The organism is Flavobacteriales bacterium (genome assembly GCA_026129465.1).
GTDB lineage: Bacteria > Bacteroidota > Bacteroidia > Flavobacteriales_F > PHOS-HE28 > PHOS-HE28.
The window spans coordinates 2,226,771-2,252,270 of the sequence record JAHCIA010000001.1 but is presented as its reverse complement, the minus strand read 5'-3'; the positions used below and the strand labels follow the sequence as shown (position 1 = coordinate 2,252,270).

23 protein-coding genes are annotated in these 25,500 nt (G+C 60.4%); 8 read left to right on the top strand and 15 right to left on the bottom strand.

The window, feature by feature from the left end; all coding sequences use genetic code 11:
• Positions 1-4: 4 nt before the first annotated feature.
• The 4 genes from KIT10_09680 to KIT10_09665 all read left to right on the top strand — a co-directional run bounded on the left by KIT10_09680 (position 5) and on the right by KIT10_09665 (position 2,319).
• Positions 5-652, top strand: a complete 648-nt coding sequence (locus KIT10_09680; protein ID MCW5899526.1) for a hypothetical protein — start codon at positions 5-7, stop codon at positions 650-652.
• A gap of 186 nt (positions 653-838) precedes the next feature.
• Positions 839-976: a hypothetical protein gene (locus KIT10_09675; protein MCW5899525.1), complete on the top strand. Its 138-nt coding sequence runs from the start codon at positions 839-841 to the stop codon at positions 974-976.
• 476 nt (positions 977-1,452) lie between these two features.
• Positions 1,453-1,878: a hypothetical protein gene (locus KIT10_09670; protein ID MCW5899524.1), complete on the top strand. Its 426-nt coding sequence runs from the start codon at positions 1,453-1,455 to the stop codon at positions 1,876-1,878.
• Between the two features lie 252 nt (positions 1,879-2,130).
• Positions 2,131-2,319, top strand: a complete 189-nt coding sequence (locus KIT10_09665) for a hypothetical protein (GenBank protein ID MCW5899523.1) — start codon at positions 2,131-2,133, stop codon at positions 2,317-2,319.
• A gap of 178 nt (positions 2,320-2,497) precedes the next feature.
• On the opposite strand, the gene KIT10_09660 is transcribed toward KIT10_09665, so the two are convergent.
• The 6 genes from KIT10_09660 to KIT10_09635 form a co-directional block, all read right to left on the bottom strand.
• Positions 2,498-2,725 (bottom strand): type II toxin-antitoxin system HicA family toxin, encoded by a 228-nt coding sequence (locus KIT10_09660; protein ID MCW5899522.1) that lies wholly within the window; start codon positions 2,723-2,725, stop codon positions 2,498-2,500.
• Positions 2,725-2,952 carry a hypothetical protein gene (locus KIT10_09655; protein MCW5899521.1) on the bottom strand — a complete coding sequence of 76 codons (228 nt, stop codon included), beginning with the start codon at positions 2,950-2,952 and terminating at the stop codon, positions 2,725-2,727. Before KIT10_09655 ends, KIT10_09660 begins: the two co-directional genes overlap by 1 nt.
• A gap of 131 nt (positions 2,953-3,083) precedes the next feature.
• Positions 3,084-3,485: a hypothetical protein gene (locus KIT10_09650; protein ID MCW5899520.1), complete on the bottom strand. Its 402-nt coding sequence runs from the start codon at positions 3,483-3,485 to the stop codon at positions 3,084-3,086.
• Between the two features lie 39 nt (positions 3,486-3,524).
• On the bottom strand, positions 3,525-4,304 hold the full coding sequence (locus tag KIT10_09645) for a hypothetical protein (protein ID MCW5899519.1): 780 nt from the start codon (positions 4,302-4,304) through the stop codon (positions 3,525-3,527).
• A gap of 2 nt (positions 4,305-4,306) precedes the next feature.
• A complete protein-coding gene (locus KIT10_09640; GenBank protein ID MCW5899518.1) occupies positions 4,307-5,338 on the bottom strand; it encodes a DUF4065 domain-containing protein in 1,032 nt (343 codons plus the stop codon).
• Positions 5,335-5,697 (bottom strand): type II toxin-antitoxin system MqsR family toxin, encoded by a 363-nt coding sequence (locus KIT10_09635; protein MCW5899517.1) that lies wholly within the window; start codon positions 5,695-5,697, stop codon positions 5,335-5,337. The genes KIT10_09640 and KIT10_09635 overlap by 4 nt, the downstream gene beginning before the upstream one ends.
• Before the next feature lie 89 nt (positions 5,698-5,786).
• Between KIT10_09635 and KIT10_09630 the strand changes: the two genes are divergently transcribed.
• Positions 5,787-6,947, top strand: a complete 1,161-nt coding sequence (locus KIT10_09630) for a DUF2130 domain-containing protein (GenBank protein MCW5899516.1) — start codon at positions 5,787-5,789, stop codon at positions 6,945-6,947.
• 110 nt (positions 6,948-7,057) lie between these two features.
• On the top strand, positions 7,058-9,376 hold the full coding sequence (locus KIT10_09625) for an AAA family ATPase (GenBank protein MCW5899515.1): 2,319 nt from the start codon (positions 7,058-7,060) through the stop codon (positions 9,374-9,376).
• On the opposite strand, the gene KIT10_09620 is transcribed toward KIT10_09625, so the two are convergent.
• From KIT10_09620 to KIT10_09600, 5 genes are all read right to left on the bottom strand, one after another.
• On the bottom strand, positions 9,377-13,690 hold the full coding sequence (locus tag KIT10_09620) for a DUF4011 domain-containing protein (GenBank protein ID MCW5899514.1): 4,314 nt from the start codon (positions 13,688-13,690) through the stop codon (positions 9,377-9,379).
• Positions 13,691-13,785: 95 nt separating this feature from the next.
• Positions 13,786-16,722, bottom strand: coding sequence for a molybdopterin-dependent oxidoreductase (locus tag KIT10_09615; GenBank protein ID MCW5899513.1), 2,937 nt, complete (start codon positions 16,720-16,722; stop codon positions 13,786-13,788).
• A gap of 346 nt (positions 16,723-17,068) precedes the next feature.
• Positions 17,069-17,206, bottom strand: coding sequence for a GxxExxY protein (locus tag KIT10_09610; GenBank protein MCW5899512.1), 138 nt, complete (start codon positions 17,204-17,206; stop codon positions 17,069-17,071).
• A gap of 3 nt (positions 17,207-17,209) precedes the next feature.
• Positions 17,210-17,449, bottom strand: coding sequence for a GxxExxY protein (locus tag KIT10_09605; GenBank protein MCW5899511.1), 240 nt, complete (start codon positions 17,447-17,449; stop codon positions 17,210-17,212).
• Between the two features lie 255 nt (positions 17,450-17,704).
• Complete coding sequence (locus KIT10_09600) at positions 17,705-19,423, bottom strand: hypothetical protein (protein ID MCW5899510.1); 1,719 nt, start codon at positions 19,421-19,423, stop codon at positions 17,705-17,707.
• A gap of 109 nt (positions 19,424-19,532) precedes the next feature.
• Between KIT10_09600 and KIT10_09595 the strand changes: the two genes are divergently transcribed.
• Positions 19,533-20,234 (top strand): hypothetical protein, encoded by a 702-nt coding sequence (locus KIT10_09595; GenBank protein MCW5899509.1) that lies wholly within the window; start codon positions 19,533-19,535, stop codon positions 20,232-20,234.
• A gap of 14 nt (positions 20,235-20,248) precedes the next feature.
• On the opposite strand, the gene KIT10_09590 is transcribed toward KIT10_09595, so the two are convergent.
• The 3 genes from KIT10_09590 to KIT10_09580 all read right to left on the bottom strand — a co-directional run bounded on the left by KIT10_09590 (position 20,249) and on the right by KIT10_09580 (position 23,596).
• Entirely contained in the window at positions 20,249-22,228 is a 1,980-nt protein-coding gene (locus KIT10_09590; GenBank protein MCW5899508.1) for a VCBS repeat-containing protein, read from the bottom strand.
• Between the two features lie 12 nt (positions 22,229-22,240).
• Positions 22,241-23,335, bottom strand: coding sequence for a hypothetical protein (locus KIT10_09585; protein MCW5899507.1), 1,095 nt, complete (start codon positions 23,333-23,335; stop codon positions 22,241-22,243).
• An 84-nt stretch (positions 23,336-23,419) separates the two neighbouring features.
• Positions 23,420-23,596 carry a hypothetical protein gene (locus KIT10_09580; protein ID MCW5899506.1) on the bottom strand — a complete coding sequence of 59 codons (177 nt, stop codon included), beginning with the start codon at positions 23,594-23,596 and terminating at the stop codon, positions 23,420-23,422.
• Between the two features lie 100 nt (positions 23,597-23,696).
• Here KIT10_09580 and KIT10_09575 point away from each other — a divergent pair, with 100 nt between their 5' ends.
• Positions 23,697-24,677 carry a c-type cytochrome gene (locus KIT10_09575; protein ID MCW5899505.1) on the top strand — a complete coding sequence of 327 codons (981 nt, stop codon included), beginning with the start codon at positions 23,697-23,699 and terminating at the stop codon, positions 24,675-24,677.
• A gap of 12 nt (positions 24,678-24,689) precedes the next feature.
• On the opposite strand, the gene KIT10_09570 is transcribed toward KIT10_09575, so the two are convergent.
• Entirely contained in the window at positions 24,690-25,475 is a 786-nt protein-coding gene (locus KIT10_09570; protein MCW5899504.1) for a queuosine precursor transporter, read from the bottom strand.
• Between the last annotated feature and the right edge of the window lie 25 nt (positions 25,476-25,500).

Below are 25,500 nucleotides of genomic sequence, written 5' to 3'. Positions count from 1 at the left end.
CGCCATGGACCTGCCCTTCACGCCCGAGCAATTCTTCGATGTGTTCGCCCGGTACAACACGGCCGTGTGGCCCGCGCAGGTCCTGTGGAACCTTCTGGCATTGGTGGCCATCGCGCTGGTGTTCCGCAGGGGCACGGGACCGGTGATCGCCACGATCCTCGCCGCGCTCTGGCTGTGGATGGGCATCGCTTACCACTGGGCGTTCTTCGCGGGCATCAACAAAGTGGCCTATGGCTTCGGCGCGCTCTTCGTGGTCCAGGGTCTGTTGTTCCTGGTGCATGGGGCCAGGCGGCGCAGGCTCAGCTTCGCGCGGCCCAACGGCGTGCGCGGGATCGCAGGTGGCCTGCTGATGACCTATGGACTGCTGGTCTATCCATTGCTCGGTCATTCACTGGGTCACACCTATCCGCAGGCGCCCACCTTCGGCCTGCCGTGCCCCACCACCATCTTCACGCTCGGCCTCTTGCTGTGGACCACGTCCGCGCCGCGCTGGTGGTTGCTGCTGATCCCCCTGCTATGGAGCCTCATCGGCACCATGGCCGCCTTCAAACTGGGCGTGCGCGAGGACATCGGGCTGCTGGTGGCCGGTATCGCATTCGTGGGGTTGGGCTTCCGGCGAAGGGTGGATGAGCGGGTTGGTGCTACCTCATGAGGTCCATCGCGGCAGGTGGCTTACGATCACAAGCGCTACCGGGCAAGTGCGGCGGGCAGAAGGTCGGGCTGTGAATGTTCCGTTCAATTGGGTATCGCATTGTGCCACTTCCATTCCTCACAGGTTTATGTTCCCAATTGGAGGTCACATTTTGTGACCTCAAGTTCCGGTTGTTAGGTTCGCTTTATGTCCAAGGCGCTGAAGGCATACTCCGATGAGTTCGTCATGAGCCGGATACATGTGATCCGTGGGCAGAAGGTGATGCTGGACGGGGAGCACGCCTGGGAGCGTGCACAAATAGTGCCGTTCACACGGCACGGATAACATACCACCTATTCCCGAATGGCCATATCGTGTGCACTTCATGAAGCGAGGCATCTCCTTTGGGAGTTCGTATGCATGGGTGGGCGTGGGTGCTGATAGCCGTTTTTAAGGTTTGGGCGGGAGAATGCGTAACGTGGATGATGGGTTTTGAAGGGCTGTAACATATCGGTCGCTGCTGCCGTCCCCTTGGTATGGCAACTCATTCCGAATTACAACACGTCCGACAGCAATTGCGCGTGTGGAAGACTATCACACTGCTGTGCATGCTGTCGATGGTGGTGTTGTGGTGGCATGTCCTATCTCCCTCCGCTCGACACATGTCGGTGATCCGCACACGCGGTATCATCGTGGAGGACAGCCTGGGCCGCGATCGGATCCTGATCGGTGCACCCTTTCCATCCTCGCCCCACCGGGTTCGGACCGACACGGCGCAAGTACGGACGCGTTGGGCCCGACGTTTCGGAGGCGATCAGTACATGCAGTGGTATAAGGTCTATCGGCACGATGGTGTGGGCATGGTGGTGCTCAATGCCGAAGGCTACGACCGGGTACTTGTAGGCGACGACCTGCCCGACCCCAACACCGGCAAACGGATCAGTTCGCCCACCGGCCTGGTCTGGAACGACCACGAAGGCTTCGAATTGGGGGGCCTTGGTGCCAACCGCTTGCTGAAGGGAGGTGAATACCGCAATGGGCTCGGCCTGGATGACAAGGATGGCGAAGGCCTTCACCTCATGATCCTGGAGGATGGCTCCAAGATGATGCGCACCGTGTACCCGGGCGGCATGCTTGTTCACGGACGGCTTGCGGCGAAAGGCTTTTTTGGTGACAGCGCGGACTTCGTGGGCTATCGGCTCATCGATGCGGATGGTGCGCTGGTGGCGCAGCGACATTTCAAATGACCTGTGTTCCACTCGTTGCTGCTTTCCGGATAAGTTGCGAAGGACCGTGGATCAATGGCGCCCATCAAGTTGAACACTTGGCGGTGGTGACGATGGTCGATGAGATGCCGAATTGGGCGCGCGACGAAACCATGGGTCACGGATCTGCGGCAGTCATGCGGCATCGATCTTCCCAATGCACTGGGTCACACCTATCCACAGGCGCCCACCTTCGGCCTGCCGTGCCCCACCACCATCTTCACGCTCGGCCTCTTGCTGTGGACCACGTCCGCGCCGCGCTGGTGGTTGCTGCTGATCCCCCTGCTGTGGAGCCTGATCGGCACCATGGCCGCTTTCAAACTCGGCGTGCGCGAGGACATCGGGCTGCTGGTGGCCGGTATCACGTTCGTGGGCTTGGGCATCCGGCGAAGGGTGGATGAACGGGCAGGCGCTACCTCATGAGGTCCCACGGCCGGTGGCCTGCGATGACAAGCGCTACCGGGCAAGTACGGCGGACAGTAGGATGGCCGGTGAATGCACCATTCAATTGGGTGTCGCATTCTGCAACCTCCACTCATCGCTTAGTGCGCCATCCGAACATGAGGTCACAAACTGTGACCTCCAATTCCCGGCCGATGTGCTACCCCGCCTTCAGGAATTCCTCCACGTCCACACCCGCCTGCTTGAGGATCGCGCGCAAGGTGCCTTCGGGCATGTCGCCGGAATGGTTGGGGATGGTGGTGTAGCGGTTGGTGCGCGCACAGAACCAGATCTCGTGGCTCCCGGCGGCTTGCCGGTGGAACTCGAATCCGAACCGCTTCAGTCGCGCAACGATCTCGCGATAGCGGAAACCGCCGAGCCTGCCCATCAGAACCCTACGACCAACGGATAGTCGAAGCTGTCGCCGAACTCGATGGCCTTGATCCCGGCGTTGGGTTCGGCCGACTCCAGCAGTTTCTTGGCCACGTCGCGAGCGATCTCCAAGGTCTCGGCAATGGTGCGCCCCTGCGCGACAAGACCCTGCAAGGAATCCGATGTGGCCAGGTAGTAGCCCTCGGGTAGCTTCTCGATGTGCAGGATGATCTTGCGTTCCATGGAGCTAAAGTAACATGATCGCTGGGGGTGGGACATCTGCAGCCAAGCCCATGGACCAGCCGCCAGTTCGTGCATTGAGCGGAACGCGGCATTCCCGTTCGCCCATGACTCCCGGCAGTGGGGCAAACGCCTCAGGCAGTCCGGCCCTCGTCCTCCAGCGTGTATGGCAGCCGCTCCGAATGGTCCAACGGCCGGTCGGTGCGCCAGGTGATGGGGAAGATGTCCTGCCGGGTGATGCCGAGCTTGGTCAGCAGCTCGGGCTCGTTGAGGTGGTACCAATCCTCACCAATGTTTAGGTAAATGCTGTCGCTGCTGACGAAGGTGAAGGTGGTGGTGTCCACAGAAAAGCTCGCGCGGAAGGAGAGCCCGTTCTTGAAGGTGACCACACCGCCCGTGTGGTACTTGCGGCCATCCAGCGGGATGGTGCGCTCCTTCCAGGCCTTGGCGGAGCAGGGCCCCACGATCACGCTCACCTCATCCTTCCTGCAGAACGAGATGGGGGTGTTGGCGAGGTCTTGTTTGGTGAAGGGCATGGGGCGAGGCAACAAGAAACAGACTCGTGGTAGCTGCGGTTATCCCTCTCCCAATGGAAGATGTTTATCCACTTCTTGCATCGACGTGCCATTCTGTGTTGTAACCCTCGAATCCATTCGTGTCAAGAGCTCCAATAAACGGCGGTGCTTCAGGGAGATCAACGTATCGAGCGCGAAGCTGATGAGGTTGGACATGATCAGAGATCCAAGGACCAAAATTGCGGCCATCTTGAGATACCACGGGAGCAGCACTTGGATACCGACCAAGCTGTAGATCACCAAGAATTGTATCGTCAGCGAGATCACCAGGCTTGCCTGATACTCGCTCGTACCGCGCTTCCCGCTGTCAACAGCCTTCAGATAGTCACAGAAACGGTAGAACTGACTTCCTGGCCGCACACCACTCGGTTCGATGACGACAATATCCACCATGTTGAACATCCAGGCAATGACCACCATCGCCGGTTCATACCAAGCCTTGCCGACCAGTCGAGGCTCCTTCTGTATTGCTCTGGCCAGGAGCCGGTAGATACTTCCGGATAGGAAGATCCCGTACAACGTCAGAAAGTAATGGACTAGTCCAAAGCTCAACTTCCACACCAAGATGTACAGGGCGAAGGCCATGACATAGGAGCCGTCGAAAAGCCTTGCCATCGCTAGTTGAGGGTCGGCCCACACCCACCTCTCAACATCATGGCCCAGTCGGGTGGCCAGCATACTGGTCAGAACGAGCGTGAACAGAAGACGAAGAGCCAACAGCAGGACACGTGTGCGCTGCTGTCGCTTCCGCACGAGCAGATCGATGACTTGGCTGAACATGGTCAGTCCTTATCGAACGCCTTCAACCCGAAGGCCAGGGTATAGTCGATCACCGTGTGTTCCTTCTCGTGCTGCTTCCAGGCCTCCTCCTCGTGGCTGATGTGCTCGATCTCCTTGGCCTTGGTGTTCCTGAACTGCTCGCACACCTCGTTCAATACCGCCAGCTCCGACTCCTCGAACAGTTCGGCATTGAACGGCGCAGTGGTCATGGGTAGGAATTGACCCATGATACCGCCCTCGTTCAGTTCCTGTTCGTTCAGTTTGATCTTTCCTTCGCGCTGGGCATACTCGTAGAGCGACGCGTACTGCACCGGCACCGGTCCCATCTGGATCGCACGGTAGCGGCCGCCGGTGATGGACACGCCGTGCAACTGGAAGTGCCTGAAGTCCGCATAGAAGAGCAGCTTGTTCAAGCGCGTCTTGTACAGGTGCGGTGCAAGCTGGGCGGTGAAGAACTTGATCAGCTCAAGGGTGCGCTCCAAACTGGGCTTGCGGTAGCCGGTGTACTTGTCCGGCAGGTCCGCCCCCGCCTTGTTGCCCATCAGGAAATCCTCCCGGCCGAAGACCGTGCGCCAGCCGTCGTTCGCTTTCCGGAGCACTTCGATGCGGTCCAGGATCTTCGCCTTCGCCTTGTCGTCCAGGTGCGCGCTCAGCTTCACCAGCTTGGCGAACTCCACCTCGTCATCGGCCACCTGGATCAGGCGCGCATTGCTCTCGCTGGGCACCTCGCCCGCCTCGTAGTTGCGCCACACGTTCGCGCCGAAGCCCAGCACATCGCTCATCTTGGCCGCGCTCAGGTCGTACTTGGTGCGGATCGCCTTGATCTCGTCCGGGAATGGCAGCTTGTACTTCTCGCGATATTGGTTGTAGATCTGGCTGATGTTGATCTCGTCCAGCTCAGTGGTCGTGTACTGGTCACTTCCGTCAGGCTCCCGCAGGAAGTGGTAAATGATCTCGAACTCCTCCTTGCGGAAGGTGAGCTTGCGCGGCTCCCGCATCGGGATCAACTCCTTGCCGGTCATCGGGCTTTTCATGGGTTGGCGCTTTTGAAAGGGAACGTCATAGTGTGCTCGCTCGGATGGAAGGAGATGCAGAACACCGGGCCTTGCTTCTGCATGCCCAGGGTCACTTTGATGTACACCTCATGTTCCTTCAGCTCCTTGCCGAAGACCCACAGGTCGGGTCCACTATTCAGCGAGTCCTTCATGGGTCCTTCACTGAAGTCCGAAACGGACAGTTCTGCCAGCATTCGTTCTCGTGCCTTCGGTACGATCCCCAGCACCACCAGCGCCTCCACGTTCTTCGCCCGGTCGTCGCGGAACACCACGTCCCAGACCTTCATCCGGGCGTGGAACTCTCGCAGGAAGGCTTCGACCTCGTCCGGTGTGGGCATCGCACTTCAAGATGGAGCAAATATATGCCAGAATCCTATCTGTGCCACTTTATAGTTGCATATCTTCGCCACCTGCGACCCCCTTGCCCATGCCAACACAAGCCCAAGCCCAGATCAACTGCCCCAAGTGCGGCACCCCCGTGGACGTGAACAAGGTGCTGTATGACAAGGTACAGGCTGAGATCGGTCAGCAGTACGAACGCACCATGGAGCAGGAGCGCGAGAAGCTCGCCACGGAGCAGAAGAAGCTGGCGGATCAGATGCGCCAGTTGGATGACCAAGTGAAGACCACCGTCGAGCAGCAACTGGCGAAGGCGAAGAAGGAACAGGAAGAGAGCATCCGGAAGTCCATCGCCAGCGAGCACGAGGAAGGCGTGAAGGCCTTACAGAAGGAGCTTGAGCAGAAGAGCGTTCAGGTTCGGGAACTGAACCAGACCAAGGCACTGCTGGCTCAGGCGCAACGCGAGAAGGATGAGCTCGCAGACAAGATCAACGCGGAAGCGCAGGCGAAGCTGAACGAAACGCTGAAGCAGGAGAAGGCCAAGATCGCCAAGGCCGAAGCGGACAAGCAGGAGCTTGTGGTCAAGGAGAAGGACGAACTGATCAAGTCGCTCAGCGCGCAGATGGAAGAGATGAAGCGCCGCGCGGAGCAGGGCTCCATGCAGTCGCAAGGTGAAGTGCAGGAACTGGCGATCGAGGAGTGGCTGCGCAACGCCTTCCCCTTGGACGAGGTGGAAGAGATCAGCAAGGGTGTGCGTGGCGGCGACTGCATCCACCGCGTGCGCGACCGGTCAGGGCATGAACTCGGGGCCATCTACTACGAGAGCAAGCGCACCAAGCACTTCCAAGCGCCGTGGATCGCCAAGCTGAAGCAGGACATGCAGGCCGCGAAGACGCACATCGGCGTGATCGTTACCGAGGCCATGCCCGATGGCATGGACCGCATGGGACAGCGGGAAGGCCTTTGGATCTGCACGTACGATGAGTTCAAGAGCCTGTGCTACGTGCTGCGCGAAATGATCCTGCAGGTGGGTACCGCCGTGGCCGCGCAGGAGAACAAGGGCGATAAGATGGCCATGCTCTACAACTACCTCACCGGCTCGGAGTTCGCCATGCACATCGAAGCCATCGTGGGCAGCTTCCGGAAGCTTAAGGGCGACATCGCCTCGGAGCGCCGCGCCTACGAACGCATCTGGAACGAACGCGAGAAGAACTTGGACCTGGTGATCTCCAACACGGCGCAGATGTAAGGCTCCATCAAGGGCATTGCTGGGGCGGCGATAGCGACGGTGCAGAGCTTGGAGCTGCCGCGAGCTGAAACCAACGAGTTGGACTTTGAATGACAATCCATTGAAACGTCATGATCAAGCGCATCATTTCCATTCAGAATGTCGGGCGTTTTACAAGCCTGGGCGCCGAGTCCGGAAACCAAGGAGAGTTCTCTAAGCTGAATGTCATCTACGCGAGGAACGCCGAAGGGAAAAGCACGCTTTGCGATGTGCTTCGCTCGTTGACCCTGAATGATCCGTCCTACGTCATTGGGAGAAAGCGATTCGGTGTGGGATTGACCAGCAAGGTGGAGATCCTGTTCAACAGGGGGTCAAATGCCAAAGCCGAATTCAGCCCCCACGGGTGGAGTGTGCAGCCCGAAGTTGAAAGGCCAAGGATTCTGATCTACGACGAGCGTTTCGTGCTGGACAATGTTCTGGTCGGCCATCAAGTCGACACAAGTCAACGACGAAGTCTATTTGGACTGGTTATAGGTGCACATGCACTTGCTTTAGAAGAACAGGTGAGAGCGGCTGGCGAGGAACAGACCCGGGCGACGAACAATAAGTCGATTGCCGAACGGACGGCGTCTGATTTGGCCCCAGATGGTTGGGCACTCGAGGCGTGGCGGAAGCTGCCCGCTATCGAGGGTATCGATGACCTCATCCGACAAAAGGAAGAGAGCTACCAGCGGGCGAAGACAACAGCACTCAACCAGAGCGCCATCAAGTCACGAGCATCCCTGGCTGTTCTTAACCTTCCTGATGTGCCAGCCGCCTTGGAAACGACACTCGCAACAACCCTTGAAGGGACCGCGACCGAGGCCTTGGAGCAAGTGAAGCGACACCTTGAGCGCCATCCGAACGTGGACATGGATTGGCTGAAGCGCGGCTATAATGATGGTCAGAACGCCGAATGTCCTTACTGTGCCCAAGCAGTGTCGGCGTCGGACGTGGTAAAGCTCTATTCGGGCGTGTTCAACGACGCATTGCGCAACCAGCAGCAACAGTTGACTGATCTTGAAGGCACTATTCGCAAAGGGTTTGGTGAGGTGGCCCGTATGACGCTGAAGCAGTGCATCGAGAAACACGACCTTGATCGATCATGGTGGAAGGAATCCGGTGGCTTGACGTTCGACCTCACGTCTCCGCCGAACCCCGAAGCTTTGATCAACCAGATGAGCGATGTCGAGGCTTGTGCATTGGCTGCGATCGGTCGGAAGCGGCAAGACCCGAACCATGCCGTGACCCTTACTGCTACGGAGCAAGCCGCACTCACGGCCTGGAAAGCAAGTGTAGTCGAGCTCAGTCCGTATCTGGATGCCATCGCGAGCGCGAACGCTGCGATCAAGGAGCATCAATCCGGCACCACGACAACAAGCTTGACCAGACTCGAAGTCGAGTTGTCTCAGCTCAAGGCCACGAAAACGCGGCACATGACTACGGCGGTTGATGCTATTGCTCGTTTGACTACGGCAGAGCAGGCTAAGGTGCAGGCGGATAACAACAAGCGGACGGCGAACGAAGCCTTGAAGAAGGAGTCGGTCCGTGTCTTTTCCGAGTACGGCACCAGGATTAATGAGTACTTGAAGGCTTTCGGAGTGGAGTTCCGGATAGAGCGCACGGGGGTGAATTTCACCGGCGGTCAGCCTTCAGGTGAGATCGTCCTTGCGCTCCATGGGCATGAGATCAAGACTTCCGCAACCGAAGCTGCCGATCCCAGCAAACCGTCGCTTTCCAATACGCTCAGTAGTGGTGACAAGAGCACGCTCGCGTTAGCGTATTTCCTTTCCATGCTGGACGGCGAGACGGCCAAAGCCGACAGTGTAGTGGTCTTCGACGATCCCTTCCACGGCCAGGATAGTTCACGACGGCAGAGAACGATTGAACGGATCAAGGAAGTAGCGTCCACATTTGGTCAGACGCTTGTTTTATCGCACGATCTGGATTTCGCCCGCGAGGTGGAGAGAATCCATGTCGATGGAGTACGTTCCTTCATACTTCGACACAAAGGGAATTCAACCCTTTCACCTGTTGACTTACTCTCCTTAGCTACAAAGCCACATATCAAGGACTACTTGACCCTTCAGGAGTTTGCAGGGAACCCGTCGAACGATGATGACCGTTGCAGGACAGTGGTCCGGGCTATGCGTCAAGCCTTGGAAGGGTACTACCGAGTGAAGTACCCAAGTCAGTTCAATAGCAAGGATTACTTGGGTGACATGGTTGGAAAGATTCGCGATGCACGGCCAGACTCACCCCTCGCCGCCTCAAAAGCTGTGGCAGAGAGCCTGGGTCAGGTCAATGACTATTCCAAGACCCATTACCACTCCGACATGGATAGTAATCCCATAGACAGCGCCGAGTTGCTGGCTTATATCAGGCAGGCGTTGTCGATCATCCATCGGTAGTCAGTTCACCTGAGCGGTCATGGCAACAGCCTGATGCCGTCCTCGGATATCCGCCAAGTGCTTCCCGTGATCCTTGAACAGCGCAGGCGTCCAAAGCCTGTGTAGATCCCAACCTTGGGAGAGCAGAACGGTGCTTCTGAAAAGCTCCCATGCGATCGGGTCCGGAGTCTTCCGATAGCGTGTAAAGTCCGTGAGCACGCCAATGGTCACGTCGGCTGGATGTCCAGGATGTGTCAGCGCAATATCCACACAGAATCCATCATTCCCCCAGTAGACACAGTTGCCGATGCCGTGCTTCTCGCTGAACCAGCTGCCAAGGCTTTCGGCGACCCGTGAGGGGGCCTTTGTCTCCTGCACTTCACTATCCGAAATAATCCGATCATGCAACGCGTTCACCTCATCCTGCCATTTCTTGAAGACCTCCGCCAAGTACTCTGCATATCGCAGATAGCCGTACAGATGATGACGCCCGGTCATGCTCTGGCCTTCGGCCAGGGGTGTTGTGCTCACGTACTCAGAGCGAGGGATAGAGGTCAGCACATGCACCTTGTCCCGAGCCCTTGTCACGAGCACATTCAAGCGACGTTCGCCGCCGGCCCGAGAAAGCGCACCGAAATTTCGGCGGAACTTGCCCTCCTTGTCCAACCCGAAGGTGGTACAGATGATCATGTGGTCGCGCTCATCACCTTGGACGTTCTCCAGGTTCTTCACGAAGAGCCCCTCGAAGGAATCCCTGCCCCTCCGTTGACGCGCATTCTGCAAGCGCATGGCAAAGTCCGCGCTCTCTGAAGCCCGTTTGTCCAGTGCATCCAAGATGGCGTCGCGCTGGGTGATATTGAAACATGCTACACCTATAGAGGGCGGGGTGTCTTGGTTCAAAAGTGCAGCCACCAAGTCAACGACGGCTTCCGCTTCTTTCGGGTTGGTCCGGTCGACATACGTTCCATCCACACGGATGAGCTCAATGGGAGTCCTCATCAGTTTGTTCTTCGGATGCCCCGGGATAGGCTGCAAGCGACTGCCATAGAATGCATCATTACTGAAGCCGATCAGCCCTTCATTGCGAGAGCGGTAGTGGACATCCAGGAACGCTTCCTGCACATTGAGGTTCAACGCAGAGCTAAGCAGGTCTTCCGCTTGGGACTGGCGGCTCACGAATAGATCCTCAGCCGTTTCCGCATCGCTGTCGTCGCTCTCCGTTAGCGCTCCTTCAAAGAAGCGTGTTGGGGGCAGTTGCTTGGGGTCTCCGGCTATGACCACACGTTTACCTCTTAGCAGGACAGGGAGGGCCTCTTCAAGTCTGCATTGACTCGCTTCATCAAAGACGATGACATCGAACAGAGGCTCTCGAGGAAAGATCTGAGCTACAGTGGAAGGACTTGCCATCCACACTGGGCACAGATCGAACAGCGGATCGCCGTCCGGAGTGCTTGCTCCACTTGCGATCATCTGGCGCAGCTTCATGGCCTTTTGGCCCCGGACGAAGAGCCGCTGGCGCAGAGCCGCGCCAAGGTTATTGAGCCGACCTCCCGTAGAAGCAAGCAGTCTTCGCCGCCAGCGCTTCTGCCATAGGTGCATGATTCGGTCGCGTACACGCTCTGTCTTCTCTTGGGTGCGTGCAAGTAATTCTGAGAAGCCAGCCTCAATTCTTTCCGTATCAATCCGCGATAGCTCCGGGTCAGCCTTCAGCCTGTCGCTGATGGCTAGCTGAAGTGCAATGCTGCGAAGCGCAGGTTCTGCGAACTCAAAGGACAACCCTTGAGCAAGGACCGCTTTCATAGCCTCTTTCAAAGGGTCAGGAAGTGTGGAAAAGCGATCAAGCATTCGCATGGCATCCTCCAAGGTGGGCAAGAATTCAATGACACGGTCCAACCAGGAAGCCATTGAGTGCCCTTTCCTCATTTCATCTAGCCGGGCCGAGACGATACTGTCCGTAAAAAGTCCAAGCCCCGTCAACTTCTTCTGTAGCTCATGGAGCGCGGTGCTCAAGCGTGCTGACGAATGCAGCCGTTCTGCAAACCCGAGCATGTCATTGCTTGACCGCATCGAAGCAAAGGCAAGATCTCGTATCGAGCTGTGGATCGGGAGATGGACTTGGTCCATCAACGCGCACAGGCCAGGCGCACCCTTTGCGAAGCGGAGCAAGGTCTGATCGTCAAGGGAGGTTGATCCTGTTGACCCCGCCGTCCGGCTATACAAATCTGTCCAAATATGGCGCACACGTGAGCCTTCGAGGTAAGCCTTGGCCCGTTGGATATCTTCTTGGAGCAAGCCCAGCCCTAGAGGTTCCAGTGCTTCCTTGGCCGCACGTTTCACCTTCCCCGCGAACCACCGTCGCCAACTTGTGCTTACCACCTCCCATTCCTTAATCCGAAGCAGGTGTTGGTTACACACCGTCAGTTCAGGCGCACGCCCGCCAAGCTGCAAGTGGATCTCGCGATCAAGTGCTCGCTCCAAAGGCCCAAGGTCCTTTTGATGCAGTTCGATCTCCTTCGTCAATACCGACCGGTCTGACAACTGCTGTATCGGACCAACCAACTCCAGCGGTGCTTGGGCCGTTGCCTTGGTCATTGCTTCAGCCAATGATTTGCGCGCCTCGGCAATGCGATCGAAGGGTTCGACTTCCGGCAAGGGAAGTTCATTCTGCCCGTGTTCAGCATCGATCATCAAGGCCGCCTTCATCGCATCGGCCAAGTCGGCATTGAGGCGCCGGACGTCGATAGACTGATACTCCAAAAGGGTCATGCGGAGCGAGTCTCGCAAGGGACTTTCGGGCCAGCGGGCTTTGATGGCTCGTTTGGTGATCTCTTCAATGTCAGTGCGGTTCCTCTCGATCAATTCGGCCGTTAGTCCCGCAACAACCGGCAGGGTTGCGACTTCATTCAAGTGTAGTTCAAGCCAGTCGCCGCAAAGTCGATGAAATGAGGGGCTGTCAGTAGCCTCTATGTGCAGCCGGTCGAAATACCCACGAAGCTCACGGTGCAGGAGATTCAATCGGTCATTGATCAATGAGAGGGTTGACGCTGGGTCCGGTAGAGGTTTCTCCTCGGCCAGCTGCTCAAGCTGTTCTCGCATCTTCAGATAGAGGTCCTTACGGTCGCGCTGCGGGTCATGTACCACCCCGCACAGACCTCCAAGCCCCATGCTATCTAAGCGGTACTTCACCACATCAAGCGCTGTCCGCTTGTCGCAAACGAAGAGTACGCGCTGCTCCCGCGCCAAGTGGTCTCCGATAATGTTCGCGATCGTCTGGCTCTTTCCAGTACCGGGCGGTCCGTGAACAACCAATGCTTGGCTCATGCGCGCGTGATGCACGGCTTCTGCTTGACATGGGTCCGCATGGGTCACCAGTAGCTCATTGGAGAAGTCCTTTGTTGGTGTGGGGACCCCAGATATCGTATTCTCATGTTCAACCACTTCAGGCAAGATGATGTCCTCGGGTTCAGCTAATGCATCCGGGGTGAGAAATGCCTTGACCGGTCCGATCAGCTCTACCTCCTTTTCGAGCATCCATTTCGTATCACGCAACAACCCTGGATTCGTCAGCGGAAAGAGGCCGAGAACGGCACTTGGCAGAACGACCGGTTCGTTAGGCAGGTCTTCGGTCTTTGGAGCAGCTTGCAGGAGACTATCCGAAGTAAATGGCGCTGGCTTGTCGATGCCAGCAGCTTGTTCGATCCGCGCCAGCACCTCGGCGATCTCTCTCCATGGTTCCTCACCGGCATCATCAGCGAATAGGTCGTCCGTGTTCTTACCTGTCTGTTGTTCGATCCAAGCGAGCAGTCCGGGGTTTGGCTGGATCAGATCCGCACCATCTCCAATAAGCTCGATCGTAACGCCTGCGCCTGCACCCCGTCGCACACGCATGTTGATGGGCAACAGCAATGCTGGAGCAAGGACTCTTTTCGTTGCGGCGCCGCGATCGCTACGTGATGGAATTGACACGAGCGGGAATCCGATGAAAAGCGCTTGCTCACCGTGATCATTGTAGTAGTCGTTCGCGTCCTCAGCTATTTCGCGCAATTTGTTAAGCACGCGCGCTTGACGGTCGTGCAGGGCTTTCGCCTTCTTCTGCTCATCACTCCATTGCTCTTCGGGCACTTCGGGTTTCACGAACACAGGCACCTTGGCCGGTACCTCGGTCACTCCCTTTCCATTGAGCAGAGTGGCGATCAGCTTCGCCGGGTTAATACTCTTGAGGTGCTGAAGCTCCATCACATCCATCCGTTGGCGGCTATTGTGCGGACGTGCGTTTAGCGAAGGACCTGAAGTGAGGCTCGCGTGAAGCCGGTCCAGCATGGTCTTGAGGATCATAGCATGGGATTCTGACCTACGAACATATCGAACCCTAGTGAATGATCCGCCGATCCGGCTATTCGGAAAACAACTGAGGCTGGGCTGTCGGAAGCCTAAGCCTTCTCCACCACCTCCCCCGCCTTCCGCAAATGCGCCTTCTTCGCCTTCCGGATCCGACACGTCACCACCTTGTACTCCGGGCACATCGCCAGACTGTCGCTCACGCTGCTGGTTATGATGTTCAACATGATCTCCGGGAAGTGGAAGGTGCTGCTGAGAATGCCGGGCTTCACTTCATCGGTGATGCGGGCCTTGATGTCCACCTTGCCGCGCGGGCTTTCCACGCACACCATGTCGCCCTCGGCGATGCCGTTCCTGGCGGCATCCTCGGGGTTGATGAGGAGCACGTCCTCGGTGAGGATCTCGCCGTTGCCGGTACGCCGCGTCATGGCGCCGCAGTTGTAGTGCTCCAGCTCGCGGTTGGTGGTGATGATGTAGGGATAGTCCTGCTCATTCGTGCGCACCTCGGGACTCTTCTCCCAGGCGTTGAAGATGAACTGGCCGCGACCGCGCTTGAAGGTCTCGGTGTGCAGGATCTCGGTGCCTTTGCCGTCCTCGGCCACGGGCCACTGCTTGCCGTTGATGCCGAGCTCGTCCCACTTCACACCCTTGAAGAAAGGCACGATGCGGCTGATCTCGGTGAGCACCCAGCTTGGATCATATACACCGAACTTGGCTCCTCGCTCACTGCCTACGTTTCCGGTACCGGGCATTTCCCCCCTCTCCTTGGGAGAGGGGCCGGGGGTGAGGCCGTATTGGTTCCCACTCGCGCGACCGGTCTTCTTCGCATAACGCTCCATGATGTCGCAGATGATCTGGCCATCGGGCTTGGTGCCTTCCACGGGTGGCACGGCAGCGTTGACACGTTGGATGCGGCGCTCGCCGTTGGTGAAGGTGCCGCTCTTCTCCAAGAAGCTGGCGCCGGGCAGCACCACGTGAGCGAGCTTGGCGGTCTCGGTCATGAAGAGCTCCTGCACCACGAAGAGTTCGAGCGCGCCGAGGGCCTTGCGCACGTGGTTGGTGTTGGGGTCCGTCTGGCCCATGTCCTCGCCGATCACCCACATGGCCTTGAGCTTGCCGGCGATCGCGGCATCGTACATCTGGGGGATCTTCCAGCCGACGTGGCTGGGCACGTCCACGCCGTAGAAAGTGTTGTAGAGCTCCGCGTACTCGGGATTGTCCACCGCGAAGTAGCCGGCGCCTTGGTGGGGCTGGCAGCCCATGTCGGCGGCGCCCTGCACGTTGTTCTGTCCGCGCAGGGGGTTCACGCCCACGCCGCGGCGACCGATGTTGCCGGTCATCATGGCGATGTCGGCGATCTGCATCACGGTGAAGGTGCCCTGGAAATGTTCGGTGACGCCCAGGCCGTGGAAGCTCATGGCGTTCGCTGAGCTGGCGTAGGCGATGGCGGCCTTGCGCACCAGCTCGCGGTCCACGCCGGTCTCGCGCTCCATGGCGGCGATGTCCACGGTGAGCAGCTCACGCTTGAAGTCCTCCCAACCCTCCGTGCGCATGTCGATGAACTCCTGCTTCACCAGCCCCTCGCTCACGATGTAGTGCATGAATAGGTTGAGCAGCGCCACGTTGGTGCCCGGCTTCAGCTGTAGGTGGAACTGCGCGTAACGTGCCAGCTCGGTGCGGCGCGGGTCGATCACGATGAGCGTCTTGCCCTTCATGATCTGCTGCTTGATCTTGGCGCCGGTCACCGGGTGCGCGTCGGTGGGGTTGGCGCCGATCACCATGATGGTGTCGGTGTACTCCAAGTCGATGATGCTGTTCGTCGCCGCGCCCGTGCCGAAGGTCTTCTGCATGCCGAGGGCCGTGGGGCTGTGGCACACACGTGCGCAGCTGTCGATGTTGTTGGTGCCGGCCTGTACGCGGAAGAATTTCTGCATCAGGTAATTCTCCTCGTTGGGGCAGCGCGCGCTGCTGACGCCACCGATGGCATCGCCGCCGTGCTTCTCCACGATCTCTGCGAAACGGTCCGCGATGTAGTTATAGGCTTCATCCCAAGTAGCGGGAACGAGTTCTCCGTTCTTGCGGATCAGCGGTGTGCGCAACCGTTCCGGGTGGTCGTAGAAGCGGAAGGCGTAGCGGCCTTTCAAACAGGTGTGTCCCTGGTTCGATGCCGCATTGTAGGGTGCTGTGATGGCGGCCACGCGACCGTCCTTCACCTTCACCTCCAGGTTGCAACCCACGCCGCAGTAGGTGCAGATGGTGCGCACCACTTCATCGGCCTTCGTCTCTTTGCTCTTGAACACATCAGTGATGGCGCTGGTGGGGCAGGCCTGTGCACAGGCGCCGCAGCTCACGCAGTCGCTGTCCTTGAAGCTTTCGCCGGTGCCCTTCGCGATCCAGCTGTTGAAGCCGCGTCCGGCCATGGTGAGCACCATCTCACCCTGCACCTCGTCGCAGGCGCGCACGCAGCGGTAGCAGTTGATGCAGCTCTCCAGGTCGCTCACCATGTAGGGGTGGCTGGTGTCCTTCGCGAAGCGCGCATCCGGACCGGCGGCATCCAGCGGGTGTGCGCCCTTGGGGTAGCGCACGCTGTCCACATCGAAGTCGATCTGCTGCACCACGTTGTAGAGCTCGTTGGCGCCGTGGTCCTCGGTCTTCAGCTTCTCCACCGGGTAGCTGGTGAGCACCAGTTCCACGATGTTCTTGCGCAGGCGCTTCATGCGCTCGCTGTGGGTGGTGATGAACTGCCCCTTGGCCACGGGCGTGTGACAACTGGCCATCACGCGGGTGGGACCGTCGGCCGCAAGTGCCACCTCCACGCTGCACACGCGGCAGCTTCCGAAAGGCTCCAGGTTGGGCGCGTCGCAGAGCGTAGGTACCGGCTCGGGACCCATGGTGCGGCGCAGCAGGTCGAGGATGGTCTCGCCCTGGATGATGGGGTGCGCCTCGCCGTTGATGTAGGCGACGTCGGTGCCGGTGGCGGTGATGGGCGTGGCCTCGGCTTTGGCGCGGGCATCGGGCATCCGGGTCATGGGCGGAAGGGTTGAGACACGAAGATAGGAAGGGGTGGGTAGGGCCACAGATGGGGAGGGGGCGCCTGCGGCGCTTTCAAATACAGCCGCAGATTACGCAGATGCCGCAGATTTGAGCGGCTAACGCCGCTTGGGGTCCAGACGTGGATGGGCATGGGAGGGGAATGCAGCCGCAGATCTCGCGGATTACGCAGATTTGAGCGGCTACCGCCGCTTAGGAGGAAATGAGTGGTGAGTGGATGAGAATGCAGCTGTCCGTTCGACGTTCGCATTCATCTGCGTCATCTGCGAAATCTGCGGCTTGTATTCTGAGCTTATGCAGACTCTGCGGTTGGAGCGTCGCGGGTCATTCCTCGTAACCCAATACTTTCCGGTGGTATTGCAGGCTCTTGGCTCCGAAGTTCAGCAGTAGGCCGCGTTGCAGGTCCGTTGTCTTGAGGTAGTGGAGGAGTTGTGCTTCGTCGGCCTTGGTCGTGTTGCTGATGGCTTACAGTTCCACAACGACCTCGCCATAGCAGATGAAGTCGGCGCGGAAGAACGCATCGAGCCGCTGGCCTTTGTAGAAGACGGGCAGCATCACTTCCCGTTCGAATGGAATGTCGAGGAGCGTCATTTCAATGGCCATCGCTTGGTGATAGACGCTCTCCAGGAACCCCGGCCCCAGTTCGGAGTGGACGGTCATGGCAGCGCCGATGATGGCGTGCGTCTGCGGGTCGCGTATATCCATGACGTGAAAGTAGCCGCTGATCGTATGGGAAGAAAATGCGGCCGCAGATGACGCAGATTTGAGCGGCTACCGCCGCTGAGGTAGGGAATGCAATGGGGTGAAGAGCAGGCAGGTGTGTTCTCGAAGTGCGCATTCATCTGCGCCATCTGCGGCTTGCATTCAGCTTGCCACCGCGCGCACGGTGTATCCATCTGCGTCATCTGCGGCTGCACTTGGCATTTCACCGCGCCAGCGGTGCATTCATCCGCGGTTCGCTCAGCGGAAGTACCCCTCCAGCTCCCCCCGGAAGTACTGCAGCGCGTTCTTCACCCCCAGCGGCAATCCTCCGCCCAGCGCGCACAGGCTGCCGATCTCCATGGTCTCCACCAGGTCGTTGAACAGCGCACGGTCGATCTTGACGCCCTCGGTGCGGGCCTTGTGCAGCAGCTCCTCGCCGCGCTTGCTGCCGATGCGGCAGGGGAAGCACTTGCCGCAGCTTTCCACGGCGGTGAACTCGAAGAGGTGCTCGAGGTATTCCACCATCGGGAAGTCCTCCGGGATGCAGAGCACACTGGCGTGGCCGAGCAGGAAGCCCTCCTTCTGGAACGATTCGAAGTCGATGCTCAACGCGTCGATCTTGCTCATGGGCACGATGCCGCCCAAGGGACCGCCGATGTGCAGGGCCTTCACCTTCTTCTTGAAGCCCTGACCAAGGTCGTCGATCACGGTGCGCAGCGGTGTGCCGCACTCCACTTCGTAGATGCCTGGGCGATTGAAGGCGCTGTCCAGGCTCACGAGCTTGGTGCCGTTGCTCTTCTCACTGCCGAGCAGCGCGAAGTTGGCGCCGCCGTTCTCGATCACCCAGGGCACACAGGCCAGCGTCTCCACGTTGTTCACCACCGTGGGACGATTGAAGAGGCCCTGCTGTGCCGGGTACGGCGGACGGGTACGCACTTCGCCGCGCTTGCCTTCGATGCTGTTGAGCAGCGCCGTTTCCTCGCCGCACACGTAGCTGCCCGCGGCCTTGATCACCTTGAAACGGTAGTTGAAGCCGCTGCCCTTGATGTCGTTGCCGATCCATCCGTTCGCTTCCAGATCGGCGATGGCCTGCTTCACGATCTCCACCGCTTCGGGGTACTCGGCGCGGATGTAGAGCACGCCGGTGTCGGCACCCACGCAATAGCCGGCGATCATCATGCCCAGCAACACCAGATGCGGCCGTTGCTCCAGCAGGTAGCGGTCGCTGAAGGCGGCGGGATCGCCCTCATCGGCGTTGCACACGATGTACTTGCGCGTGCCTTCGCCGCCGCTCACGTCCTGCGCATCGCGGCAGGCCTGCAGCTTGAAACCCATCGGGAAGCCCGCGCCGCCGCGCCCCCGGATGTTCGCGACCTTGATCTCGTTGAGGATGTCCTCGGGGTTGCTCTTCAGCACGCGCTCCCAAAGCGCATAGTGGTCCGCAAGCTCATGGGCCATCGGCGCGGTGAGGATCGGCCACTCCATGGAGGTGCCGACGTGGTAGGCATCCATGTTCGGGTATGCACCTATGTCGACCCGGAGGGTCGACGGTGCCGGAGGTGCGGTGATGATCTCGTCCAGGTTGGTGATCGCATCCCCGCTGTAGTTGTGGCCTCCGATGTTGAATGCGCTATTCTCATGGCACCGCCCCAGGCAGCACATGTGGCCGATCTCCTCGGTCTTGAAATGCTTGCTGAGTTCGTGGTGCACCTTGTCCTGCGTGCCCGCCACCAGGCAGGTGCTGCCATTGCACACGTAGGCCTTGATGCCTTTGTTCTCGCGCTTCAGGAAGTCGTAGAAGGATGACGTTCCGTAGGTGATGGCCTCACCGATGAGGAAGTCGTCGGCTGTTTCGGTGAGGGCCTCGGGGGCGGGTGCTCCGTCGTTCGCTTCAGCGGCCTGTTGCAGGCGTTCCCAGAGGGGATCCTTCAGTTCCTTGTCCGGCCGGCCGGAAAGGGAGGAGATGTTCTTGGACATGGGTTCCGAAGGTAAGAGGCTGTGGAAGGTGGTGATGGGTATGATACTTGTTGCCACGTGGACCTTGGACCGAGGTGCTACCTTCCATCCACCAATGCCCTGTTCCGCCATGCGTTTCCTGCTCCTTTCCGCCGCCGCCCTGATGATCGCCACCGGACTACGCGCCATGCAGGTGGTGGTGAACGCGAGCGACATGCATTTGGTGGTGTACGTGGCCGACTGCAACGGCCAGCTATGGATCGTGGATCAGCCCATCCAACCCCATGACCGGACGTGGGTCGTTGGTACCGGTGCATGGCGTGCCGCGGACGGCGCACGTGCAGGCCGCCACATCACCGGGGTGGGTGCCGACCAAGGGGTGGTGGCGACCCCTTCGCGGATCAGCTGGCATGTGGTGGGCGGTGTGCCGCCCTATCGACTGATCGATGACAAGCGCGACCTGAACGGCGTGTGCATCACCGTGCGCGATGCGCTGGGCAACGAGGCCACGGGATGCGCCGTGGTGGGGGTTCGCCGCTCGCAGGTGATGGTGGATTGCCCACAGCGGTATATCCAGGAGGCGGTTTCCCCGGCACCTGTCAAGGTCGACAAGGAGACCCGCGGTGTTCGTTCCGCTTCCAGCGGCGCGGGCGCACCACGTCCCGGCACCACGCGCACCCGCGATGGTCGCCACACCGGCGGCGACGGTCCCGGACCGCGGCAAGCCATCCATCAAGTGGGTGGCACCCGCGGCGGCACCACCGGACAGGGCGGCAATAGCGGAGGCACAGGCACGGGCGGAGGTCTCACCAGGGGTGCCGGCTTGCGCTGAAGCGGGGACGCCCCTCAGCGTTTCACGAAGCGCTCGATCAGCACGCGGCCTTCCTTCTCCGCACGGAAGAGGTACACGCCGGCGGGCAGGGAGGACACGTCCACCTGCGTGGTGGCGATGGAGCCCTCCAGTACGATCTGTCCGGCGGCATCCAGGATGCGCATGCGGCCACCGCCGAGGTCGAGTCGATCGTTCCAGCCGATCCACTGACCGGTGGGATTGGGATACAGGCCCAGGGTCTCTTCCGCGGAGATACCCGTCACGTCGGTGCCCACGCCCTCCACGATCACCAGCATCTGGTCGATGGCCGGTTCGTGGATGGTCTGCACGATACCCGAGGGCCAGTACACGGTCACCTGTTCGATCTGCGTGGCCTGCCCAAGACCGAAATGGCCCGTGAGGCTGCTCATGAATTTGAAGCCGTCGCCGCTGCGGATGTCGCGGATCTGCATGCCCTGGGCGGTGAGGACCTCCACACGGGCGCCTATGCCGTTGATATTGCTCACCGTGCCCACCGTCACCACCTTCAGCCAGTGGTTGTCGTTGCCGTTGTTGAAGTAGGCCGTGGTGCCGTTGGTGTAGTCGAGGAAACCATCGTTGTTCAGGTCGCCGATGGGTCCGTTGCTGATGTTGCCCGGGCGCAGGTTGAAGGTGAGATCGCCGTTGCCCATCATCAGGCGGCCACCGCCCATGATGTCCAGGAAGCCATCGTTGTCGAAGTCATGCGTGGTCCACTCGATGGAGGTGCCCAGGAAGGCGTCGAAGCCCGATCCGGCGGTGACATTGGTGAAGGTGCCGTTGCCGTTGTTGCGCATCAGCTTGTGGTAGTTGCTGGAGCTGCTGCCGATCAGCACGTCCATGTCGCCGTCGTTGTCGAAATCGCCCCAGGCGCTGCTCCAGCTCTGGTGGTTGTCCGCCATGCCATTGGGCGCCGCGATGTTCGTCCAGGAGAGGTTGCCGTTGTTGAGCATCATCAGGTCCACCGGGTCGCAGCCGCACTTGGCCACGAAGCAGTCCACCAGCCCGTCGTTGTCCACATCGGTGAAGATCGATCCGTAGTTGCCGCAGGTGCTTCCCATGCCGCCCTGGTAGTAGGTGAGGATGCCGGGTGTGCCCTGGACGCCATTGAGGAAGTACACGTTCGCGTCCACATCGTGGCACACGAAGGCATCGAGAAGCCCATCGTTGTTCAGGTCAACCATGTTGGTGCGCTGGCTGAAGATGTACTGCGGGAAACCCTGATGGGTGAAGCCCGTGCCCGATGCGTTCTGGAACATGAACGACACGCCCTGGCCACCGCCGTACATCAGGTCGTTGCGGCCATTGCCGGTGAGGTCGCCCGCGGCCAGGCTCCAACTCGGGGTGTGCAGGGCGGGCGGCGTGGGGATGTTGACCGGGAGGAAGCCGCCGCCGGGCTGTTGGTGGTGCATGATCACGAAGTTGGACCCCACGATCACCACGTCGTCCAGGTGGTCGCCGTTCATGTCCACGATGGCCAGCGGCGAACTGCCGGTGAAGCCGGGTTGCGCGGTGAAGGTGGGCCCATTGGCCGGCGGGGGTTGTGAGCCCACGCTTACGGAGAAGGAGAAACCGGCGGAGGAGTAGCGATTGTCCCAGACGATGTAGTACAGGGTGTTGGCGTTCACCGGCACGGTCACGTGGCTCAGGAAGCCCGTACCGCCGTCGTCATCCCCGCCTACGCAACTGAGCGCACCGCAGGCACCGATGTAGATCTGCACGCGGGTGTCCACGTTGCCATTGCCGGGCAGGTCGCTGGACACCACCAGGTTCTGGTTGGCGGTGGACCAGAAGACGTACCACTCGCCGTTGTTGGCGTTGCCCCCACCGATGCAGGAGGGGATGGGTGGATCACCATCGATGCCCGGCACCACGTAGGTGCCCACCTCCACCGGCAGGGCCGTGTTGCAGGTGTTCTGGCCATGGAGCCATTGCGTGGCGGAAATCAGCAGAAGCAGGGGTAGGAGGTGTTTCATGGTTCCGGGGGTTCAAGGGCAGGTGGGTTCCAGACTGTCGATCCAAGCGTCGATCAATGCCACGCCTTCCTCGTGCTGCAAAGTGCGGCCGAGGATGGGCATGCGCACCTCCACGGCGGTGGAGGTCATGCGGTGTGAGACCATCGACCGGTCGGGTCGGCCGCGCGAGATGATGTGCGACAGCCAGGGTTCGATGGGGTCGTGCGGTGTTACGCAGATGCCGAGGTTCTCCGGTTCGGTGGTCTCCTCCCAGGCGAAGCGCATCGGCCTGAAGTTGCAGTAGCCGCTGGCCGAATGGCAGTGCGCGCAGTTGATCTCCAGGTAAGCGCGCACGCGCTCGGTCAGGTCCACGGCAGGGTCGTCCCATCGGGGCAGGGGGCTGGTCACCGCGGGGTGCGCGGGATCGAGATAGCCGGTCTGCACCCAGCGCGGCAATTGCTGCGCCTCGCCGTCGGCATAGGGGTAGGTGGTGGCCAGGTTGCGGGGCTTGGGGCCGATGGGGATGAACTCGCCATGGGCCTTGTGGCAGGCGCGGCATTCGGGCTCGGCGGGGATCCGGTAGTCCACATGCCGCGTGATGCCGCCTTCATCCACCCAGTCGATGGCGGTCACCGATCCGGACATGTCCAGTAAAGCCTCGGTCTGTTGCGCGTTCCACACGTAGTTGGCGAAATGCCATTCCCCATCGAGGCGGTACATGAGGCGTGTTTCCACAATGCGGCGGCTGTTGGCGGGGAGGACGTCGTCGTAGTAGAAGGTCTTGAGCAGCACGGTGCCGTCGCTGAATCCCAAGACGTCCGCTTCACCCTCCCACGTTGCCCGAACCCCGGGGGGCATCCACACGTGGCGCTCTTTCTTCGCATAGTCGCTGAAGAGCGCATCGATCACCGTGTAGGGCAGGACGCCGCTGTTGGGCTGCAACGATGCCAGGGGGCCGGTGAAGAAGGCGTAGGCCGAAAGGACCGGGTAGGGCACCTGTGCGGGATCGAAGACCACTCCGGCGGCGGGGTCGTTGTTCACCGGTGGCAAGGCGGGTTCCCGGCGGCAGGCGCCCAGCACGGCCAGCGAGGCCAGGATGGACAGCAGGATGACGCGGGAGCGGAGCATGGCCGCCGAATGTACGCCCCGGCCGAACGCGGGCCGGGCCGCTGGGATGCCCGCTGTACGCCAACCTTGTGATCCAGCAGGATCTCAAGCCTCCTCCGGGCCACGCCCCTTGCGGCCCTTGCGGGTGTAGCGCCGCCCGCTGGGCACCACGCGCGGCCTGTAGCGCCCGTCCAGCGCGCCGGCATCCTTTTGCGCCTGGCGCTTGGCGGCCCGCTCGATGGCGTCCAACGCTTGGCGGGTGATGCGCTTGCGCTTGGCCATGGCCTTGCGAAGTTCGGGATCATGGGGTTGGTCGAAGGGCTGTAACTTGATTAGGTTACCGGCGTCACAGACAAGTCCCTATCACCAAACCCCTGTCACCATGAAGAAGTTGCTGAAGATCCTCGGCGTGCTGCTCCTGCTCATTGTGCTCACGGTCGGCGGCGCCATCGCCTATGTCTCCTTCGCATTGCCCAATGTGGCCGCACCGGCCGATCTGCGGGTGGACCTCACCCCCGAACGCATCGAGCGCGGCCGCTACCTGGCCAACAGCGTGTGCGTGTGCATGGACTGCCATGCGCAGCGCGATTGGGACCTCTTCGCCGCACCGCCCAAGGTGGAGACCATGGGCGCCGGCGGTGAGAAGTTCGATCGCACCATGAACTTCCCCGGCGAGTTCTACTCCCGCAACATCACACCCTTCGCGCTGAAGGATTGGAGCGATGGCGAGATCTACCGGGCCATCACCAGCGGCGTGAGCAAGGACGGCCATCCCTTCTTCCCGGTGATGCCCTACCCGAACTACAACCAGCTCGCCACGGAGGATGTCTACAGCCTGATCGCCTACCTGCGCTCCCTGGAGCCCATCGCCTCGGAGCCCTATCCGGCCAGCGAGCTGGACTTTCCGGTGAACCTGATCATGCGCACCGTGCCCCAGCCGGCGAACCCGCGCCCACTGCCCAAACCCACCGACCCCAGCTACGGCGAGTACCTCACCAACGCGGCTTCCTGCATCGAGTGCCACACGCGGATGGAGAAGGGCGAGCGCTTGGGTGAACCATTCGCCGGCGGCTTCGCCTTCACCTTCCCCAATGGTGCCACGCTGCGCTCGCCGAACATCACCCCGCACGAGACCGGCATCGGCAACTGGAGCAAGCAACAGTTCATCGACCGCTTCAAGATGTACGCGGACAGCAGCTTCGTGCCGCACCGTATCAATTGGGAGAAGGCCGAGTTCCAGACCGTGATGCCCTGGGTGATGTACGCCACCATGACCGACGAGGACCTGGGGGCGATCTACGACTACCTGCGCAAGCTGCCCCCTGTGGACAACAGCGTGGTGAAGTGGGAGACCCCCGGCTGAGCCCGTTGCAGTTCAGTCGTTCCGGCTTCTGAGTGCTTCCGCGCGCATGGCCTGCGCACGCTCCTTCCCCAGGTAGCGTTCGATGCCCCAATGCGCCGCGTAGATCAGCGGCGTGCTGAGGATGGCCACCACGAATTTGTAGGCATAGGCCGTCAGCGCCAGTGCGGTCGCCATCGCGAAGCTCATGTCGCGGAAGATCCAGAAGGCCACGTAGGTGACCACGATGCTGTCGATGAACTGGCTCACCACCGTGCTGCCGGTGGCGCGCAGCCAGATGCGCTTGTCCCCGGTGATCCGCTTGATCCGGCGGAACACCAGTGCGTCCACCAACTGGCCGATGACGAAGGCGGTGAGCGAGCCGATGATGATGTTCATGCCCTGCCCGAAAATGGCCGCGAAGGCCGCCTGCATGTCGGGCACACCGTTCTGTGCGCTGCTGGTGAGCCACCAACCCTGGTCCGGCGGCATGTGGATGGCGAGGAAGAGCACGGCGAACATGAAGGTGATGAGCACCACGGTGAGCAGGGTGAGGAAGCGAACGCCACGCACGCCGTAGTAATCGTTCACCACATCGGTCATGATGAACACGATGGGCCAGGGCAGCACACCCACGCTGAGCACGAAGCTCAGGTGCTCCTGGCCCAGCAGGCTGAAGTCGGCCCTGGCCATGCCCAGCAGGTCCTCCAGTTGGAAGAGCTTCACGCCGATCATCTCGGCGATAAGCGCGTTGGCCGCGAAGAAGCCGCCGAGGATGAGGAAGAGGCGGGTGCCTTTGTCGGCGAGGATGTTGCCGTTCATGCCGATCTGAAGATAGAAGGGCCGT

What these genes read in the sequence shown, in the direction of transcription:
- KIT10_09645 (MCW5899519.1), bottom strand. Translation starts at nt 4,304, where the DNA reads ATGTTCAGCCAAGTCATCGATCTGCTCGTGCGGAAGCGACAGCAGCGC.
- KIT10_09600 (MCW5899510.1), bottom strand. Translation starts at nt 19,423, where the DNA reads ATGTCCAAGAACATCTCCTCCCTTTCCGGCCGGCCGGACAAGGAACTG.
- KIT10_09615 (MCW5899513.1), bottom strand. Translation starts at nt 16,722, where the DNA reads ATGACCCGGATGCCCGATGCCCGCGCCAAAGCCGAGGCCACGCCCATC.
- KIT10_09590 (MCW5899508.1), bottom strand. Translation starts at nt 22,228, where the DNA reads ATGAAACACCTCCTACCCCTGCTTCTGCTGATTTCCGCCACGCAATGG.
- KIT10_09655 (MCW5899521.1), bottom strand. Translation starts at nt 2,952, where the DNA reads ATGGAACGCAAGATCATCCTGCACATCGAGAAGCTACCCGAGGGCTAC.
- KIT10_09570 (MCW5899504.1), bottom strand. Translation starts at nt 25,475, where the DNA reads ATGAACGGCAACATCCTCGCCGACAAAGGCACCCGCCTCTTCCTCATC.
- KIT10_09660 (MCW5899522.1), bottom strand. Translation starts at nt 2,725, where the DNA reads ATGGGCAGGCTCGGCGGTTTCCGCTATCGCGAGATCGTTGCGCGACTG.
- KIT10_09680 (MCW5899526.1), top strand. Translation starts at nt 5, where the DNA reads ATGGACCTGCCCTTCACGCCCGAGCAATTCTTCGATGTGTTCGCCCGG.
- KIT10_09640 (MCW5899518.1), bottom strand. Translation starts at nt 5,338, where the DNA reads ATGAAAAGCCCGATGACCGGCAAGGAGTTGATCCCGATGCGGGAGCCG.
- KIT10_09625 (MCW5899515.1), top strand. Translation starts at nt 7,058, where the DNA reads ATGATCAAGCGCATCATTTCCATTCAGAATGTCGGGCGTTTTACAAGC.
- KIT10_09675 (MCW5899525.1), top strand. Translation starts at nt 839, where the DNA reads ATGTCCAAGGCGCTGAAGGCATACTCCGATGAGTTCGTCATGAGCCGG.
- KIT10_09595 (MCW5899509.1), top strand. Translation starts at nt 19,533, where the DNA reads ATGCGTTTCCTGCTCCTTTCCGCCGCCGCCCTGATGATCGCCACCGGA.
- KIT10_09635 (MCW5899517.1), bottom strand. Translation starts at nt 5,697, where the DNA reads ATGCCCACACCGGACGAGGTCGAAGCCTTCCTGCGAGAGTTCCACGCC.
- KIT10_09630 (MCW5899516.1), top strand. Translation starts at nt 5,787, where the DNA reads ATGCCAACACAAGCCCAAGCCCAGATCAACTGCCCCAAGTGCGGCACC.
- KIT10_09575 (MCW5899505.1), top strand. Translation starts at nt 23,697, where the DNA reads ATGAAGAAGTTGCTGAAGATCCTCGGCGTGCTGCTCCTGCTCATTGTG.
- KIT10_09580 (MCW5899506.1), bottom strand. Translation starts at nt 23,596, where the DNA reads ATGGCCAAGCGCAAGCGCATCACCCGCCAAGCGTTGGACGCCATCGAG.
- KIT10_09585 (MCW5899507.1), bottom strand. Translation starts at nt 23,335, where the DNA reads ATGCTCCGCTCCCGCGTCATCCTGCTGTCCATCCTGGCCTCGCTGGCC.
- KIT10_09650 (MCW5899520.1), bottom strand. Translation starts at nt 3,485, where the DNA reads ATGCCCTTCACCAAACAAGACCTCGCCAACACCCCCATCTCGTTCTGC.
- KIT10_09670 (MCW5899524.1), top strand. Translation starts at nt 1,453, where the DNA reads ATGCAGTGGTATAAGGTCTATCGGCACGATGGTGTGGGCATGGTGGTG.
- KIT10_09620 (MCW5899514.1), bottom strand. Translation starts at nt 13,690, where the DNA reads ATGATCCTCAAGACCATGCTGGACCGGCTTCACGCGAGCCTCACTTCA.
- KIT10_09605 (MCW5899511.1), bottom strand. Translation starts at nt 17,449, where the DNA reads ATGGATATACGCGACCCGCAGACGCACGCCATCATCGGCGCTGCCATG.